The following is a 16,402-nucleotide window of genomic DNA, read 5'->3' as shown; positions in this document are numbered from 1 at the left end:
TCGTCGGTTCACCACCCCCGGCCGGGGTATGAACCAGACGCCTCGAACCGCCGGGCCGGAAGGAACGCGATGCTGCCGGGAACGTCCCCGAACGCGACGGTGCTCGACTCCGCCACCCGTGACCGGACCCGCGTCCTGCTGCTGTTCAGCGTCTCCGGACGGCTGCGCCCCCGGAACACCGCTCTCGGCGCTCTGGTCGACCGCTACGACTACGGCCGCTTCGCCTCCCACTTGATGACCAGCCAGGACGTGCTGCCCGTCCCGGTCCTCGACGAACAGGTCGCGCCCCGGCGGCTGCGGCTGCCGCACGGCGACCACGGACTCGGCCTCGCGTCCCTGCGGATCCTCGTCGTCACCACCCCGCGCGGCGACGCCACCCTCGTCATGGACTGCTCCTTCGCGGGCGAGACCACCGCCGGCGACCTGGCCGTCTGGCTGGCCACCACCTGCTTCGACCGGGAGCGGATCGAGCTCGACGACCGCCCGCTCCTGCAGACCGTGGCCGCGCGGCTCGGCGGCCGACCGCTCGCCCTCGGCCAGAACGTGCACCAACTCGTCTTCCCCGGCGGCCGGTTACAGCGGGAACTGCTCAGCGCGGACGAGGCCCGCAAGGCGATCCTGCTGAACGAGATCGTCTACCGCGGCCGGATGCCGTGGAACCCCGCCACCCCCTCCGACGCGACCCTCGCGCCCCACCTCAGGAACCACGGCCTCACCCTGTCCGCCCTCGGCCGGGGCGTCTCCGTCCAAGCAGGCTGGGCCCCGCACGTGGAGAACGGCCTGGTCCTCGTCGCCGTCGGCATGATCTCCGCCCTGTCCGTGCTCCAGCGCACCCGGCTGGCGGCCTTCGCCATGATGAAGGCCAACGAGCAGGCCCTGACCGACTCGCCCACCGACATCCGCTCCCTGATCTCCCGCCTCTCCGCCGGTGTCAACGAACTCCAGCTCGACCTGGCCTTCGGCGTCGAGGCCTACGTCGACAGCCTGCTGATCCCCGAGATGGTCACCGAGGCCTTCCAGTCCTCCCTGGGCGACGCCCTGGGCATCCGCGGCAGCCTGGAGAACTCGGCCCGCATGGTCGAGCGCCTGACCTCGGTGATCAGCGCCCGCTCCGCCGCCCTGGACGCCGAACTCGCCGAGCGCGACGACCGCCGCGACCGCACCGTCTCCGGCCTGGTCGCCGCGGCCACGCTGATCGCCCTGCCACCGACGCTGCTGCTGGCCTTCTTCGGCGTGAACGGCACGAACGTCGACGAGCACCGCTCCATCCTCGACGTGCGCGCCTACGGCACGGCCTACGCGCTGGCCTGGCTGCCCTTCGTCGTCCTGGTGCTGATCGGCTGGCTCCTCCTCAGACGGGTCCGCACCCGCTCCGGCTCGCTGCTGCCCGCGCCCGACGACGCCTTCGCCCCCGTCCCGCCCCCTCGCTCCCCCTCCGGGAACCGACGACCATGACGCCCCACCCCGCCGTCTCCGCCCACCGGGGCGGTTCCGAGCGCGCCGGCCCCGCCACCTGGGAGGCCTACGAGGACGCGATCGAGTCCGGCGCGGAGTACGCCGAGTTCGACATCCGCCGCACGCGGGACGGGGTCCTCGTCGTCCACCACGACCCCCGGGTCGGTCCCGCCGGGCCGCCGCTGTCCGTGCTCACCCATGCCGAGCTGTGCGAGCGGGCCGGGTACGCCGTGCCCGTGGTGGACGAGGTGATGGCGCTGATCGCCGGGAAGCTCGTGGCCCACCTGGACCTCAAGGAGACCGGCTACGAGCGGGAGGTGGTCGACCGGGCGGTCTCCCTGCTCGGCGCGGACGGGCTGGTCGTCACCACGCTGGAGGACCGTTCCGTCGCCGCCGTCACCCGGGGCTACCCCGGGGTGCGCACCGCCCTGTCCCTCGGGCGCGACCGCAGGGAGCTGGCCCTGACCCGGCTGCCCGGCACCCGGCTGAGCGAGTTGTTCCCGGCCCGCCGCATCCGGGCCTGCGGGGCGCACGGCGTCGCCGTGCACCAGCGGCTGGCCAGGACGAACGTGCTGCGCGAGGCGACCCGGCACGGCCTGTTCACCATGGTCTGGACCGTCAACGACGACACCCTCATGCGGGCCTTCCTCGCCCACCCGCGCGTCGACGTGCTCGTCACCGACCGGCCCCGGCGCGCCGTCGCGCTGCGCGGGCCGGTCACCCCCTCGCGGCATTGACAAGAGCGCACTCAAGTTTTGTGCTGGAGTGTGGGAAGAGTCGTCGCCCTGGCGGAAGGGGACAGCGATGGGACGAGCGGTCGGGATCGACCTCGGAACCACGAACTCGGTGGTCGCCGTACTGGAGGGCGGCGAGCCCACCGTCATCGCCAACGCGGAGGGGGCAAGAACCACACCCTCGGTCGTGGCGTTCGCCAAGAACGGCGAGGTGCTGGTCGGAGAGGTGGCCAAACGGCAGGCCGTGACCAACGTGGAGCGCACCGCCCGCTCGGTCAAGCGGTACATGGGCGACGCGCACTGGCGGTTCCCCGGCGAGGGCGACGTGGACGGCACCCGCTACCGGGCGCAGGAGCTGTCCGCGCGGGTGCTGCAGAAGCTGAAGCGGGACGCGGAGTCCTACCTGGGCGAGGACGTCACCGACGCGGTGATCACCGTCCCCGCCTACTTCGACGACACCCAGCGGCAGGCCACCAAGGAGGCCGGGGAGATCGCGGGCCTGAAGGTCCTGCGGATCATCAACGAGCCGACGGCCGCGGCCCTCGCCTACGGCCTGGACAAGGAGAACGAACAGACGGTCCTCGTCTTCGACCTCGGCGGCGGCACCTTCGACGTGTCGCTGCTGGAGATGGGCGAGGGCGTCATCGAGGTGAAGGCCACCAACGGTGACACCCACCTCGGCGGCGACGACTGGGACCAGCGGATCGTCGAGTACCTGATCAAGCGCTTCAAGGGCCAGAACGGCGTCGACCTCGCGGGCGACAAGATGGCCGTGCAGCGGCTGCGCGAGGGCGCCGAGCGGGCCAAGATCGAGCTGTCCAGCTCGACGGAGACGACGATCAACCTGCCCTACATCACCGCCTCCGCCGAAGGACCCCTGCATCTCGACGAGAAGCTGACCCGGGCGCAGTTCCAGGAGCTCACCGCCGATCTGCTGGACCGCTGCAAGGCGCCCTTCCACCAGGCGGTGAAGGACGCCGGTGTGCAGCTCTCGGCGATCGACCACGTGATCCTCGTCGGCGGCTCGACGCGGATGCCCGCGGTGACGGACCTGGTCAAGGAACTCACCGGCAAGGAGCCGCACAAGGGCGTCAACCCCGACGAGGTGGTGGCCGTCGGCGCGGCGCTCCAGGCGGGCGTCATCCGCGGCGACGTCAAGGACGTCCTGCTGCTCGACGTCACCCCGCTGTCCCTCGGCATCGAGACCAAGGGCGGCATCATGACCAAGCTCATCGAGCGCAACACGACCATCCCGACGCGCCGTTCGGAGATCTTCACGACGGCGGCCGACAACCAGCCCTCGGTCGGCATCCAGGTCTACCAGGGCGAACGGGAGATCGCCGCGTACAACAAGAAGCTCGGCGTCTTCGACCTCACCGGTCTGCCGCCGGCCCCGCGCGGCGTGCCGCAGATCGAGGTCGCCTTCGACATCGACGCCAACGGCATCATGCACGTCTCCGCAAAGGACCTGGCGACCGGCCGCGAGCAGAAGATGACCGTCACCGGCGGCTCGGCCCTGCCCAAGGACGACATCGACCGCATGATGCGCGAGGCCGAGCAGTACGCCGACGAGGACCGGAGGCGCCGCGAGGCCGCCGAGACCCGCAACCAGGCCGAGCAACTCGTCTACCAGACCGAGAACTTCCTCCGCGAGAACGGCGACCGGGTCCCGGCCGACACGAAGTCCGAGGTCGAATCGGCCGTCGCCGAGGTGAAGGAGCGGCTGGAGCAGCAGGCGGACACCGCCGCCCTGCGCGCCGGCGTCGAGAAACTCGCCTCCGTCAGCCAGAAGATGGGCCAGGCGATGTACGCCCAGGCGGCCCAGCAGGCCCCCACCGAGGAACCCCAGGGAAGCCCCCAGGACGAGGAGGGCGTGGTCGACGCGGAGATCGTGGACGAGGAGAAGAACGGCCGGGACGCGAAGGGAGGCGCCTCCTAGCCCGAACTCCCGGCGGGAAAACCCTTTCTGCGATGTCAGTGTCCCCTGTTAACCTCCAGCGGCTCGTGTGACCGACGGGCTGAGGGAAGTTCACAGGGGAGGGACAGTTGGACGCACTGAAGAGATCCGGCGGCCACAGACTGCTGGCGGTGGGGTGTGCGGTGGCGGCCGTGATGACGACCGGCACCGGCGTGGCACGGGCCGCGGACAACCTGCCGCCGAAGCAGCCGCTCGTCCAGGACCTGCAGACCGGGTACAAGGCATGCGCGACGGGGGACGACAAGGCGTACGTCTCGGAACCGCCCACCCTGACCGCGGTGCTGTACGACCCGGAGGAGGACAACCATCCCTCCGAGGCCAACATGGTCAAGGGCGAGTTCGAGGCGTGGTGGACGGACTCCGAGGGAGTGGAGCAGAAGCTCACGTACACGACGAGCGCGACGCTCTCCGGTAGTCGGCGGCAGTGGCGGATGCCGGAGGACGGCATCCCGCCGGACACCGTCGTCTCCTGGCGCGTCCGCGCGAACGACGGCGAGGCGAACTCTCCCTGGAGCTCCGAGGGCGACGGTTCGATCTGTGAGTTCGTCTACGACGACGACAGCCCGGAGAAGGCGACGATCGCCTCTCCCGAGTACCCAGAGGACGTGCTCTGGGTCGACGGAGTGGGCGTCTACGGCCACTTCACCATGGACTCGCCCTCCGACGACGTCGTGGCCTACACATACGGCTTCATCGCCGGTCCCCACGGAACCGTCCGCCCGGAGCGGCCCGGCGGGCCCGTGACCATCCCGTTCCTGCCCCTCAGGTCGGGCCCCGAGACACTGACCGTCCGGGCCCTCGACCGCGCCGGACGCAGCAGCGGCGAGTCGTCGTACCGCTTCTTCGTGAAGTCCGGCCGCGCGCCCGTGGCCCACTGGCCCCTGGACGACGCGAAGGGAGCCACGGCCGCCGACGCCGAGGCGGGCACCGACGCGGCCGCCGGCTCCGGCGTCACCTTCGGCGCCCCGGCTCCCGCGGGCACGGATCTCACGGCGACGGCGACCCTGGACGGCAGCAGCCACGGCTACCTCACCTCGGGCACTCCGGCCGTCGTCGACCCTCGCAAGAGCTTCGCGGTCAGCGCCTGGGCACGTCCCGCGCAGACCGACCGGAACATGACTGTCGCCAGTCAGGACGCGGGGGAGTCCGCGGGCTTCGCTCTCGGTCTGAGCGCCCGGGGCGAGGCTCCGGTCTGGACGTTCACCGTCGGTGGCTCACAGGTGTCGGGCGGGGCGCCCGAGACCGGCGAATGGGCTCATCTGCTGGGGGTCTACGACGCCGAGACGGGCAAGGCACAGCTCTACGTCAACGGCCACGAGACCGGCACCAGGGCCGATGCCGCCCCCACCGCAACCGCCGGCGCCTTTCAGCTCGGCCGCGCCCGGGACGGCAACGGCTACCACGACCGCTGGCACGGCGAGCTGGGCGGCGTCAGGGCCCACGACCGCGTCGTCGTCCCCGCCCAGGCAGCTGAACTGGCCCATCGCGAACCGTCGGTGCGCGGCCACTGGTCCCTGGAAACGGCCCGGGACAGCGCCAGTCCGGAGCAGAACGGCGGCGCGCCCCTGAAGCTGGGGACGGGTGCGACGGTCTACCGCGTCCCGGACAACGCGTGTCTCCCGGAGCTCGACCCGGACTGCGCGCCGGTGCCGTACCCTCTCGTCGGCGAGGGCCATCTGACGCTCGACGGCAAGACCGGTCACGCGGTCGCGGAGGGACCGGTGGTCGACACCTCCGACAGCTTCACCATCGGCGTGGTCGCCCGTCTGGCGGACGCGGAGCCCGAGCACCCCATGACCGTGCTGTCGCTGCCCGGTGAGCACACCGACACCCTCAAGGTGCGCTACCAGCCCGAGCAGCACGCCTGGCAGCTGGTGATGCCGCACAAGGACGAGCGGGATGCCCCCGAGACCGTGGTGACCCAGCTGGAGATGGCGGACGGCGGCGAGGGCGCCGGCCACCGGCTCGCCGTCGTCTACGACGACGCCACCGACAAGATCAAGCTCTACCTCGACGGCAGGGCCGGCCCGGACGCCACCGCGGATCTCCCGAACGGCTGGCGAGGCTCCGGCCCGCTCCAGATCGGTCGCGGCCGGACCGGTGACGCGTGGGGCGAGCACCTGCACGGTGACGTGGACGAGGTGCAGGCGTTCGCAGGCGCCTTTACCGACAATGACATCTGGCGACTGGGCACGGGCATGTAACCGCGCCTGTGGTGACCCTGGTCAGCGGGTTCCTAGGCCTCGGTGTGCGCGGGCGGCAAGGTCGCGCACACCGCGTCCAGGACCGACGCGTACGGCGTACCGAAGTCGGTGAGCTTCGACCGGAGCTGGTCCAGGCCGTCGCGGTGCTCCGTCAGCAACGCGTCGCTGCCGGTGCGGGACGCGAACTCAAGGACCGCCGGCAGGAAGTCCGGCGGCTCCTCACCGGTGGTCTCCAGGCCGTGCGCGCGGTACAGCTCCTCGGAGGGCGCCGGGGCGGCCTCGCGCCAGACGCTCAGGTAGAGGCTGTGGTCCTGCCCGGCCTCGAACACCTCGACGTAGTGCGCGGCCAGCTCCATCGGCGGGGTCACGGCCGCGTGGTCGGCGAACTCCCTCAGCTGCGGGGCCGCTTCGCGCAGCAGCGGCAGCCGGGCGCGGAAGTCGTCGTCGGGGTACATCAGGCACAGCGCCGCCGCCTGGTACAGCACCTCGAATCCGGGCATCGGACCTCCTTCGCGTGCGCTCCCTCGCCTGCCCCGTCATCCCGACGCTAGGGGCGGGCCGGGGAGCACACCTGCCGACGGCGCCCGTACGGGTCAGAACCCGTGCCATGACGTCGGGGCGGGAGCCGGCGGCTCAGTAGCGCTCGCGGTACTCCCGCAGCAGCTCCTCGGTGCGCTGCGCGGACGCCGCCCGGGCCGTCATGTGGTCCAGCACCTCCAGATGCGCCGAGACCTCCTTGCGGGAGTCCAGGTACAGCGCGCCGGTCAGATACTCGGTGAAGACCATGTCGGGCAGTTCCGGCTCGGCGAAGCGGAACAGCGAGAAGGGGGCGTACGTCCCCGGATGCGGGCCGTCCGCGAACTCGGCGATCTGCAGAGTCACCCGGTCGCGCGCGGCGTACTCCAGCAGCTTGTCCAGCTGGTCGCGCATCACCCGTCCGTCCACGCTCACCGGGCGGCGCAGCACCGTCTCGTCCATGATGACCCACAGGTGCGGCGGGTTCCGGCGGTCCAGGAGCCGCTGTCGCTCCATACGCAGCGACACATGCCGGTCCACGGCCTCCGGCCCGGCGTTCGCGATGGTGCCGGACTGCATCACGGCCCGCGCGTACCCCTCGGTCTGCAGCAGCCCCGGCACGAAGTGCGGCTCGTACGACCGGATGATCCGGGCGGCGCCCTCCAGGCTCACGTACAGGCTGAACCATTCCGGCAGCACGTCGTGGAACCGCTGCCACCAGCCCGGCCGGTTCGCCTCCTCGGCGAGGTCGACGAACGTGGTCACCTCGTCCTCGGCCACCCCGTACGCCGTCAGCAGGATCTGCACGTACGGGATCTTCAGCGCGACGTCCGCGGTCTCCATCCGCCGGACGGTCGCGGGTGCGACCCGCAGCACCTTCGCGGCCTCGTCGCGGCTGAGGCCCGCGGCCTCGCGCAGCTCTTGCAACCGCTTGCCCAGGACCACCTGGCCCACGGTGGGTGCGGCCCGCCGTTCACTCACGCCACGCCTCCCCAACGCGCCCAAGCCTGTGATCAGTCTGTCACGTCCGGTCGGCGGCATCACAGGGCTCGCACCGAGAAGATCCGCGGAAACGGAGGAGCGGGGCGGGCATTACCCCGCGGGTAATCGACCGGACGCCACCGGAACGGGATCGTGAGCGTACCGGAACCCGGGCCGGCGCACTCCTTCCCGGGAACCGGCCCCAGCCGCCGCACCACGACCCGACGGAGGGTGATTCCCCATGTCCACGATCCAGCTCGCCGCACTCGCCCGGACCTGTGAGCCGCAGTCGATGCTGCGCCGCTTCCTCGCCCTGGACGCCGTCGTGACCGGCGGCAACGCGCTCGCCTACCTGGCGTTCTCCGGCCCGCTCGGGCGGTTCCTCGGAGCCGACGCATCGCTGCTGCTCGCCCTGGGCGCGTTCCTCGCCCTCTACGCGGCGGGCGTGGGCCTGCTGGCCGCCCGCCGGCAGCCCCCGGCGCTCGGTGTGCGGGCCGTCGTCGAGGCCAACCTCGCCTGGGCGGCGGTGAGCCTCGTGGCCCTGGCCCTGTGGCTCACGCCGAGCACGCCGGGCGCCGTGTGGACGGTGCTCCAGGCCCTGGTCGTCGCCGGGTTCGCCGTCCTCCAGCACATGGCGCTGAAGGCCCGTCAGGACATCGGCTCCTGAAGGTACTTGACCGTCGCCGGGTCGGCCGGGAGCAGTGTCTCGATGGCCAGCTCGGCGACCGTCACGTCCATCGGCGTGTTGAACGTCGAGATCGAGGAGATGAACGACAGCGTCCGCCCCTCGTGCTCGATCCGCAGCGGCAGCGCGAAGTGCGGCACCGGCTCGGACGGCTCGTCCGCCGGCTCCGCGTCGGGTACCGGATACGCGGCCACCTCCTCGTACAAGGCCCGCAGCGGCTCCGAGCGGTGCAGCGCGATCTGCCGCTCCATCTGCTCCAGCAGATGCCCCCGCCAGGCGTGCAGATTGAGGATGCGCGGTGCGAGGCCCTGCGGGTGCAGCGCCAGCCGCATCGCGTTCAGCGGCGGTTCCAGCAGTGACTCGCCGACGCCGTCGACCAGCGTCATGATCCCCCGGTTGGCGGCCACCACGTTGTACAGCGCGTCCACCACCAGCGCCGGATAGGGCTCGTAGCCGCTGATCAGCCGCTCGATTCCCTCGCGCAGCGCTCCCAGCGCCGGGTCGTCCAGCGGGGTCTCCGGATAGCGCGGGGCGTAACCGGCCGCCAGCAGCAGCGCGTTGCGCTCCCGCACGGGGACGTCGAGATGCTCGGCGAGCCGCAGCACCATCTCCTCGCTGGGCCGGGAGCGGCCGGTCTCGACGAAGCTGATGTGCCGGGCCGAGGAGTCCGCGCGCAGGGCCAGCTCCAGCTGGCTGACCCGCCGCTGCTCCCGCCAGGCCCGCAGCAGCGGGCCCACGCCCTGCTCGCCGGTGAACGGGTGAGTGGTCATGCCGGGACCGTAGTCGAAAACCGGTCGCTCCGGACACATACACCCTTCTGACCAGGGCTTCGGCCGCCCGGCTGTGGCAGGCTGAGAGGACACCGAGGACACCGCGGCCACGGAAGGAGCGCAGCCCATGCCCGTCGAACCGCTGTCGCAGAAGGAGGTCGAGGACCGGCTGGCCGAGCTGCCGGGCTGGTCGCTCGACAGGGACCACCTCTTCCGCTCCTACCGGCTCGGCTCGCACTTCGCGGCGACGGCGATGGTCGTGCACATCGCCCAGGTCCAGGAGGAACTGAACCACCACTCCGACCTCACGCTCGGCTACAACACGGTCTCGCTGGCCGTGCACACGCACAGCGCGGGCGGCGCCGTCACCGAGAAGGACTTCGAGCTCGCCCGCAGGGTGGAGGACCTCGCCCCCGGGCACGGGGCACACTGACCGGGTGCTCGACTACGACAAGGAAGCGGAGCGGTACGACGCCTCGCGCGGCGGCGAGCCCCGGGCGGCCGCCGCCGCGGAGGCCGTGCTGCGCCTCGTACCGCCCGGCACGCGCCGTATGCTCGACGTCGCCTGCGGCACCGGCATCGTGACCCGCCGGCTCGCGGCCGCCCGCGACGGCATGCGGGTGACGGGTGTCGACCTCGCCCCCGCGATGGCCCGGCAGGCCTCCACCCGGCTCCCGGGCGCGGTCGTGCGCGCCGACAGCCGCAGGCTGCCGTTCCGGGACGGGCAGTTCGACGCCGTGTGCAGCGTGTGGCTGCTGCACCTGGCCGCCGGGCCCGCCGAGGTGCGGAGCATCGTCGGCGAGTGCGCCCGGGTGCTGCGGCCCGGCGGGATCTACGTCACGACGGTCGACAAGGCCGCCTCCCACAACGTCGGCAGTGACATCGATGTCGTCCTGTCCTCCCGGCCGCCCAGCCCGGTCCGGGACGCGGCGGCGGACGTCGAGTCCGCGGCCGCCGCCCACGGTCTGCTGCCGGCCGGGCAGGCCCGCTTCACCGGTCACGGCCAGGGCCGCAGCCCCCGCCGCACCATCGCCGACCTGCGCCGGGGCTGGTTCGTCACCCTGCCGCCCGGCGACCCCCTGGCCGACGGGTTCGCCACCCGCCTCGCCCACCTTCCCGACCAGGATCGGCCACGCCCCGACCCGGTGTTCAGCCTGCGGTCGTTCCGGAAGACGTGAACACCGGGCGGCGGGGGGAACCGGCGGAGCGGTACGGCGTCCACCGCACTCCCTGCGGCGGCCGCCCGCTCAGCCGACCGCGCAGGTCTGCTCACCCAGCTTGAACGCGGCCGGTTTCGCGTTCGTGCCCGACCGGTTCGCGGTGAACCCGAAGCTCACCGACGACCCCGCCGCCACGTTCGCGTTCCAGGCGACGTTCTTCGCCGTCACCGTCGGCCCCGACTGGGCCGCCTCGGCGTTCCAGGCCTGGGTCAGCTTCTGGCCGTCGGTGAAGGTCCAGGCGAGTGACCAGCCGTTCCAGGGGCTCGTGCCGGTGTTGGTGAGCTGGACGTCCGCCTGGAAGCCGCCCGACCATTGGCTGGTGATCTTGTAGGTGACCTGGCAGGCACCGGTCGGTGTGGGGCCGGGGCCCGGTCCCGGATCCGTGGTGCCGCCGCCGGAGCTGTCGCCGTAGAGGACGCCGCGGCCGTTCGTCGAGACGTAGACACGGCCGTACACCCGCGGGTCGCCGGTGATCGCGGCGCCCGTCCAGCCCCACTGGTGGGCGTCGTCGTTGATGCGGGTCCAGCTGGTGCCCTTGTCGGTGGAGCGGAAGATGCCGCGCACGCCGCCGATCTTCGCGCTGGTGTAGAGGGTCTGGTAGGAGGCGCCGGGGGCGGCCTTGCCGAAGCCGACGGTGTCGGCCTGCTCGACGTTCGGGAGCTTGGTGAAGCTTGCCCCGCCGTCCGTGGAGTGCCACAGTCCGTACGCGCCGTCCGTCGCCCCGCCCGCCAGCCACACGTCGCCCTTCCCTCCGGGCAGCGCCTTGAAGCGGACGCTGTCGCCGCCGGGCAGGCCACCGGCGGGTGACTCCTTGAACGTCGCCCCGCCGTCCGTGCTGACGTAGAACTTCCCGGACTTGAAGCCGTAGAAGGTCTTCGGGTCGACCCGGTCCGACTCGACGACGGCCCCGGCGGGGATTCCGGCGGAGGCCTGCCACGACGTGCCGAAGCCCGTCGCGTGATGGACACCGGCCCCCTCGGGACTCCACACGAAGCGGCTGCCGTCGGCCGCCGCCGCGACCGTGCCGCCGCCGCTCACGCCCGAAGGGTCGGTCCCGGCGAACCAGTTGGCGCCGTTGTCCGTCGAGAACGCGATGTGCGGCCCCGAGTCCAGGTTGCCCGTACGCACCACCGTGTTCGGGTTCGACTCGGCGAAGTCCAGGCTCGTGGTCGTGGTGAAGTTCGGCTGGGTGAACATCATCGACGGCACCTTCGTCAGGTCCGTGTGCCGGAAGCCGCCGATGTCACCCAGCGCGCTCAGCAGCGGCGCGCCGGACGGGGGAGAGGCGAGGTCGTTGACGGCGGTCTCCTCCAGCCCCCGCACCATCGGGGTGACGGCGAACTTGCTCCCGCTGTCCCAGTTCGTGAGGTTCTCGGTGCCGTAGACCGTCGCGCCGGTCCCGTACATCATCCGGTCGGAGTCGAACGGGTCGATCTCCAGCGCCTCCGTCATCCAGCCCAGCTTCGGCGTCTGCTCGGGCGGTTGAGGGTTCGCGCCCCAGGTCAGCCACGGCGAGGACGAGACGTCCATCGTGTAGCGGTTCTCGCGGTTCGGATACGACGTGTAGTCCCAGGCCTTGCTCCAGGTCGCACCGCTGTCCCTGGAGCGGAAGATCTGCGTGTCCGGCCACCAGGCGCTGTACGCGGTCGCCATGACCGTGCCCGGCTTCTGCCGGTCCACCGTCAGCCCGCTGAAACCGTAGAAGGTGTCCGCCTCGGCCACCGGGCTGATGTCCGTCCAGGTCCCCGTGCCCGTCGCGTACCGCCACAGCCGGCCCTTGCCGCCGTCGTACGGGCCGCCCTTGTCGCTGTACGCGAGATAGAGGTAGCCGTTCTTCGCGTCCAGGACGCCCTTGTGGGCCAGGTGGCCGGTGGGCTGCCCGGCCAGCCGCTGCCAGGTCGCGCCCGCGTCCGTCGACCGGTACACCGCGTTGTCCTTGTCGGCGACACCGACGTAGACCGTCTTCGTGGCGCTCCCGGCCGTGCCGGTGGACTCGTCGAAGGTGACCCAGACGATGCCCTGGTTGTCGGACGCGTAGCCGCTCGTGTCGCTCGGGTCCTGGGCGTAGTTGCCGACGTTCGGGAAGTTCGCCACCTGCGACCAGCCGGCCCCCGAGTCCGTCGACCGCCACAGCCCCTTGCCGCTGGGCGCACCCAGGTACAGCACGCTGTTGCGGTTCGGGTCGACGGCCAGCCGCTCGCCCATGCCCCGCCCCGGCATGTTGCCGCCCAGCTTGAACGGCAGGTTCGCCTTCTGCCAGCTCGCTCCCCGGTCGGAGGAGCGCATGACGGCGCCGTTCTTCGGGTCCCAGCTGTTCGTGTACGTCCCGACCGCCGCGTACACCCGGTTCGGATCGACGGAGTCGGACGCGATGCTGACCACGCCGGTGTGGCCCCAGTCGTCCCAGCCGACCGAGTCCAGCAGCGGCGTCCAGGTCTTGGAGGACTCCTGCCAGCGGTAGGCGCCGCCGATGTCCGTGCGGGCGTAGGCCAGGTTCCTCTCGGAACGGTTGAAGACGATGCCCGGTACGAACCCGCCCCCGTCGATCCGGGCGTTCTTCCAGGTGTACGTGTCGGCGGCGAGCTTCGGCGGGGGATCGGCGGCCAGGGCGGTGGGGGCGCCCGACAACAGCCCGGCCGCCAGCGCCAGCACGGCCGTGAGGATACGGGTTCTTCGCACGGTGGGGGTCCTTCCGTGAGGGGGGACGTGCGAGGGCCGGGCGGCCCCTGTGCGGGTGGAGCCGCCCGGCCGTGGTGGCCCCGCGTCAGGTGCAGGGCCGTGTACGCAGAGCTTCGGACGCTGTCTTGGGGGCGCGGGGCTGCATCGATATGCGGTTCCGCCGCGTGGGCGCGACCAGCCACACATGGCCCGCAGACAAAACCCACGCCCCCTCGGAGCGCCCGGCGGGGACTATTCGAGAAGCTCCGCGTACGAGCCCATGGCCAGGGCGATGTCCGCCTGGGCCCAGAACCGGTGATACGTGAACGACGGCACCGCACCGCCCGCGAGATAACTCTCGATCTTCGACCAGGCCGGATCGTCCTCGTAGAACGACCGGATCGAGTCGAACGTCGACGACGAGTTGATCGCGTCACCGTTCGGCATCGTGCCCGTCCAGCCGCTCGGGATGTACACCGGGTCGTCGAACCGGTTGTAGTCGGCCCGGTTCTCCGGGACCGCGATCCCGAGGGCGTCCTGGTGGTTGTCCCACATCCCGTCCAGCAGCTTCTTCGCCGCCGCCGCGGCCTCCGTGTCACCGGAGCGGTCCGCGTAGTACGTCAGGGTCTTGGCGAACGCGGCGGCCACACCCACGTCGTTGGTGTAGTCGGCGACGGTGACGCTCAGCCCGCTGTTGGCGCCGGGGCTGGAGGCGTTCCAGGTGTCGGGCTGGCCCGACCACTGCAACGTCGACGGGATGCGGAACGTGCCGTCCGGGTTGAACGTGGTCTTGGACAGCGCCCAGTCGACCCACTTGTCGAGGACCGTCTTGGCCTTCGCGTTCCCCGTCTGCTGGTACAGCTCGGCGACGCGCTCCATGGACCACGCCTGGAAGCCGAACCACTGGTTGGACGGTGGATCGTGGTACACGGGCTTCTCGTCGTAGTACATGCCGTAGAACGTCGACTTGCCCGACGGCGGGGTCGCGTACCGGCCGGCCCAGCTGTTGGTCGCGCCGCCCGCGATGGCACCCTCGCTCGACTGCAGCCAGCGGTAGAACTCCAGCTGCCGGTCCATGGACTTGGCCCAGTCCGCAGCGCCCGTCGCCGACTTCGGCTTCAGCGGCGCGTAGCTGCTGAGCGCGTACGCGGCCAGCGGGTTCTGGTAGCCCCCGTGGGCGTGGCTGGAGCCGATGCGCCAGGCCCAGCCGGCGTTGGTGTCGGTGGCGCCGCCCCAGGCGTAGTACCAGGACATCAGGTAGAACGAGGCGTCCTTGCCGGTGCCCGCCGGACAGGCCGACGGCCCGACGCAGTTGCCGACCTTCTTGAAGTACTTGTCGAACATGGAGTAGCGCAGGTAGTCGCCCATCTTGGCGGCCTTGCCCACCGTCGCGGAGACGGCGGAGCCCTTGCCCTGCTCCTTGGCCCACAGGTCCGCCCAGTAGGCGGCCTGCACGGCCCGCGCGTCGGCGTCCGGCGCGTTGGTGAACTTCCACTGCTTGGAGTAGGAGGCGTCCCCGGTGAACAGGTCCAGGTAGCCGTTCTTGCCGCCGTACTTGAAGGCGTCACAGGTCGGCTGCGGCACCGTCTCCCACACCGACTCCTGCGCGCCGCGCTGGAAGGTGTTGATGTAGGACGGGCCGGTGTCCGACGGACCCGCCTCGCACTTGCCGGGGGAGTTGCCGTAGCCGTAGACGTTGTCCACGTCCTGCAGCCAGTGCATGCCGTAGACGTCGTCCGTGCCGTACGCGCTCTTCAGCTCGCCCGCGATCGGGTCGGACCCGACCGAGACACCGGAGTCGAGCTTGGCCGGGTACTCGTTCGGTGTGTCCAGCTCGGGCGCGTAGGTGGCCGGCTTGGAGGCGTTGTAGAAGGAGTTGGTCGGCTGGTCGGCGTGGGTGGGGATCATGTACTTCTCCATGAGGTCCCACGCGCCGTTGAACTTCGACCAGTCTCCCGTCACCTTGCCGTACATGGCCTGGAGCCACAGGAGGTAGCTGTACGCCTCCGACGTGGTCTCGTGGCCGTGGTCCGGCGCCTCGACGATGAGTGTCTCGACCGAGTGGTACGGGATGCCCTCGGGGGAGAAGTAGCCGTTCGCCGGGTTGGTGATCTTCCCGTACAGCTCCAGGAAGCGGGCGTCGTACACCTTCGCCGCCGCCAGCTGGGTGACGGTGACCGAGGCCTTGGCGTGGCCCGGAGCCGTCGACTCGAACACGGCCGACCCGGTACCCGAGTTCCCGGCGGTGACGGTCACCTTCTGCGCGGTGTTCCAGTTCTGCGGCGTGAAGGTCAGCGAGGCGCCGGCCGAGACCGACAGGCCCGAGTTGCCGCTGGCGCGGGCCGAGGTCACCGTCACGTTCGCGGAAGGCTGCTTGGACAGCTTCACCTCGTAGGTGCCCGACTTGCCCGACTGGACGCCCAGTTGGAGCGGTGAGGCGACGACGGTCGGGCCCGAGGCCACGGTGATGCCGACCGGGGTGGAGTCGGCCGAGGCGCCCGTGCTGTCGTACGCCTTCGCCACCAGGGAGTGGCTGCCCACGGCCAGGTCGGAGACGGAGAGCGTGTAGGGCGAGCTCGTGTCCGTGCCCAGCAGCTTGGTGTCGTCGTAGAACTCCACCTTGCTGATGGTGGCGTTGTCCGCCGCAGCGGCGGTCGCCGCCAGGGGAACCGCCTGGCCCTGGGTGTAGACGGCGCCCGCGCTCGGGCTGGTCAGTACCGCGATCGGCGGCTGGTGCGCGCCGGTGCAGGGAGTGCCGTTGACCGAGAAGGACGTCGGCGCGGTGTTGCTGCCGCTGTACGAGAACTGGGCGCCGGTGGAGACGGCGGCGCCCGCGGCGACGCGCGCGTTGTGGGCGGCGTTCTTCACGGTGATGTTCTGGCCGGACTGTGACCAGGTGCCGTTCCAGCCGTTGCCCAGCTTCTGGTTGCCGGCGTAGGCGTAGGTCAGCGTCCAGCCGTCGATGACGTCCGTGCCGCGGTTGGTGAGGGTCAGGTCCACCGTGAAACCGGAGCCCCAGTCGTTCGTCTTGTAGTCGACACTGCACTGAAGTGCTGCTGCCTGCGCGGGAGTCGACCCCGAGGAGAGCATCGTCAACGGAAGCGCGAGAGCTGCGAGGGCGGCGGTCCACAACCGCCGCACGGCTCGGCGTCTCCGGGGTGGGGGATGCATGGTGCTGGTTCCTCCTTGCGGCTCGGAGAA

At 71.2% G+C, this 16,402-nt stretch carries 12 protein-coding genes; 7 read left to right on the top strand and 5 right to left on the bottom strand.

From position 1 onward, the window contains the following. The first annotated feature begins 69 nt into the window (after positions 1–69). From BJ965_RS06085 to BJ965_RS06070, 4 genes are all read left to right on the top strand, one after another. Complete coding sequence (locus BJ965_RS06085) at positions 70–1,455, top strand: hypothetical protein (RefSeq protein ID WP_184907729.1); 1,386 nt, start codon at positions 70–72, stop codon at positions 1,453–1,455. Beyond that, complete coding sequence (locus tag BJ965_RS06080; RefSeq protein WP_184907728.1) at positions 1,452–2,192, top strand: glycerophosphodiester phosphodiesterase family protein; 741 nt, start codon at positions 1,452–1,454, stop codon at positions 2,190–2,192. The genes BJ965_RS06085 and BJ965_RS06080 overlap by 4 nt, the downstream gene beginning before the upstream one ends. 67 nt (positions 2,193–2,259) lie before the next feature. Further along, positions 2,260–4,128, top strand: a complete 1,869-nt coding sequence (gene dnaK, locus BJ965_RS06075; protein WP_184907727.1) for a molecular chaperone DnaK — start codon at positions 2,260–2,262, stop codon at positions 4,126–4,128. 173 nt (positions 4,129–4,301) lie between these two features. Then, positions 4,302–6,371, top strand: a complete 2,070-nt coding sequence (locus tag BJ965_RS06070; protein ID WP_184916830.1) for a LamG domain-containing protein — start codon at positions 4,302–4,304, stop codon at positions 6,369–6,371. A 32-nt stretch (positions 6,372–6,403) separates the two neighbouring features. Here the strand turns inward: BJ965_RS06070 and BJ965_RS06065 are convergent, their stop codons facing one another. Continuing rightward, complete coding sequence (locus BJ965_RS06065) at positions 6,404–6,871, bottom strand: nitrate reductase molybdenum cofactor assembly chaperone (RefSeq protein ID WP_184907726.1); 468 nt, start codon at positions 6,869–6,871, stop codon at positions 6,404–6,406. Positions 6,872–7,004: 133 nt separating this feature from the next. Continuing rightward, complete coding sequence (locus BJ965_RS06060; protein ID WP_184907725.1) at positions 7,005–7,868, bottom strand: helix-turn-helix domain-containing protein; 864 nt, start codon at positions 7,866–7,868, stop codon at positions 7,005–7,007. Between the two features lie 241 nt (positions 7,869–8,109). Here BJ965_RS06060 and BJ965_RS06055 point away from each other — a divergent pair, with 241 nt between their 5' ends. Next, the gene (locus tag BJ965_RS06055; RefSeq protein WP_184907724.1) at positions 8,110–8,535 is read left to right on the top strand and encodes a hypothetical protein; all 426 of its coding nucleotides are present in this window, start codon (positions 8,110–8,112) and stop codon (positions 8,533–8,535) included. Here the strand turns inward: BJ965_RS06055 and BJ965_RS06050 are convergent. Beyond that, positions 8,517–9,323: a helix-turn-helix domain-containing protein gene (locus BJ965_RS06050; protein WP_184907723.1), complete on the bottom strand. Its 807-nt coding sequence runs from the start codon at positions 9,321–9,323 to the stop codon at positions 8,517–8,519. The two genes, BJ965_RS06055 and BJ965_RS06050, sit on opposite strands and share 19 nt — an antisense overlap. Positions 9,324–9,450: 127 nt before the next feature. Between BJ965_RS06050 and BJ965_RS06045 the strand changes: the two genes are divergently transcribed. Together BJ965_RS06045 and BJ965_RS06040 are read left to right on the top strand one after the other, a co-directional pair. Beyond that, the gene (locus BJ965_RS06045; RefSeq protein ID WP_142157404.1) at positions 9,451–9,756 is read left to right on the top strand and encodes a 4a-hydroxytetrahydrobiopterin dehydratase; all 306 of its coding nucleotides are present in this window, start codon (positions 9,451–9,453) and stop codon (positions 9,754–9,756) included. 4 nt (positions 9,757–9,760) lie between these two features. Next, positions 9,761–10,501, top strand: coding sequence for a class I SAM-dependent methyltransferase (locus BJ965_RS06040; RefSeq protein ID WP_184907722.1), 741 nt, complete (start codon positions 9,761–9,763; stop codon positions 10,499–10,501). A 69-nt stretch (positions 10,502–10,570) separates the two neighbouring features. Here the strand turns inward: BJ965_RS06040 and BJ965_RS06035 are convergent, their stop codons facing one another. Both BJ965_RS06035 and BJ965_RS06030 read right to left on the bottom strand, forming a co-directional pair. Then, positions 10,571–13,222 (bottom strand): cellulose binding domain-containing protein, encoded by a 2,652-nt coding sequence (locus tag BJ965_RS06035; protein WP_184907721.1) that lies wholly within the window; start codon positions 13,220–13,222, stop codon positions 10,571–10,573. 231 nt (positions 13,223–13,453) lie between these two features. Then, positions 13,454–16,372 (bottom strand): glycoside hydrolase family 48 protein, encoded by a 2,919-nt coding sequence (locus tag BJ965_RS06030; protein ID WP_184907720.1) that lies wholly within the window; start codon positions 16,370–16,372, stop codon positions 13,454–13,456. Between the last annotated feature and the right edge of the window lie 30 nt (positions 16,373–16,402).

Source organism: Streptomyces luteogriseus (genome assembly GCF_014205055.1).
GTDB lineage: Bacteria > Actinomycetota > Actinomycetes > Streptomycetales > Streptomycetaceae > Streptomyces > Streptomyces luteogriseus.
This window is presented reverse-complemented; position numbering and strand designations above follow the sequence as displayed.

Coding starts and splice junctions, on each gene's coding strand:
- BJ965_RS06085 (WP_184907729.1), top strand. CDS start 70: ATGCTGCCGGGAACGTCCCCGAACGCGACGGTGCTCGACTCCGCCACC.
- BJ965_RS06080 (WP_184907728.1), top strand. CDS start 1,452: ATGACGCCCCACCCCGCCGTCTCCGCCCACCGGGGCGGTTCCGAGCGC.
- dnaK (WP_184907727.1), top strand. CDS start 2,260: ATGGGACGAGCGGTCGGGATCGACCTCGGAACCACGAACTCGGTGGTC.
- BJ965_RS06070 (WP_184916830.1), top strand. CDS start 4,302: ATGACGACCGGCACCGGCGTGGCACGGGCCGCGGACAACCTGCCGCCG.
- BJ965_RS06065 (WP_184907726.1), bottom strand. CDS start 6,871: ATGCCCGGATTCGAGGTGCTGTACCAGGCGGCGGCGCTGTGCCTGATG.
- BJ965_RS06055 (WP_184907724.1), top strand. CDS start 8,110: ATGTCCACGATCCAGCTCGCCGCACTCGCCCGGACCTGTGAGCCGCAG.
- BJ965_RS06050 (WP_184907723.1), bottom strand. CDS start 9,323: ATGACCACTCACCCGTTCACCGGCGAGCAGGGCGTGGGCCCGCTGCTG.
- BJ965_RS06045 (WP_142157404.1), top strand. CDS start 9,451: ATGCCCGTCGAACCGCTGTCGCAGAAGGAGGTCGAGGACCGGCTGGCC.
- BJ965_RS06030 (WP_184907720.1), bottom strand. CDS start 16,372: ATGCATCCCCCACCCCGGAGACGCCGAGCCGTGCGGCGGTTGTGGACC.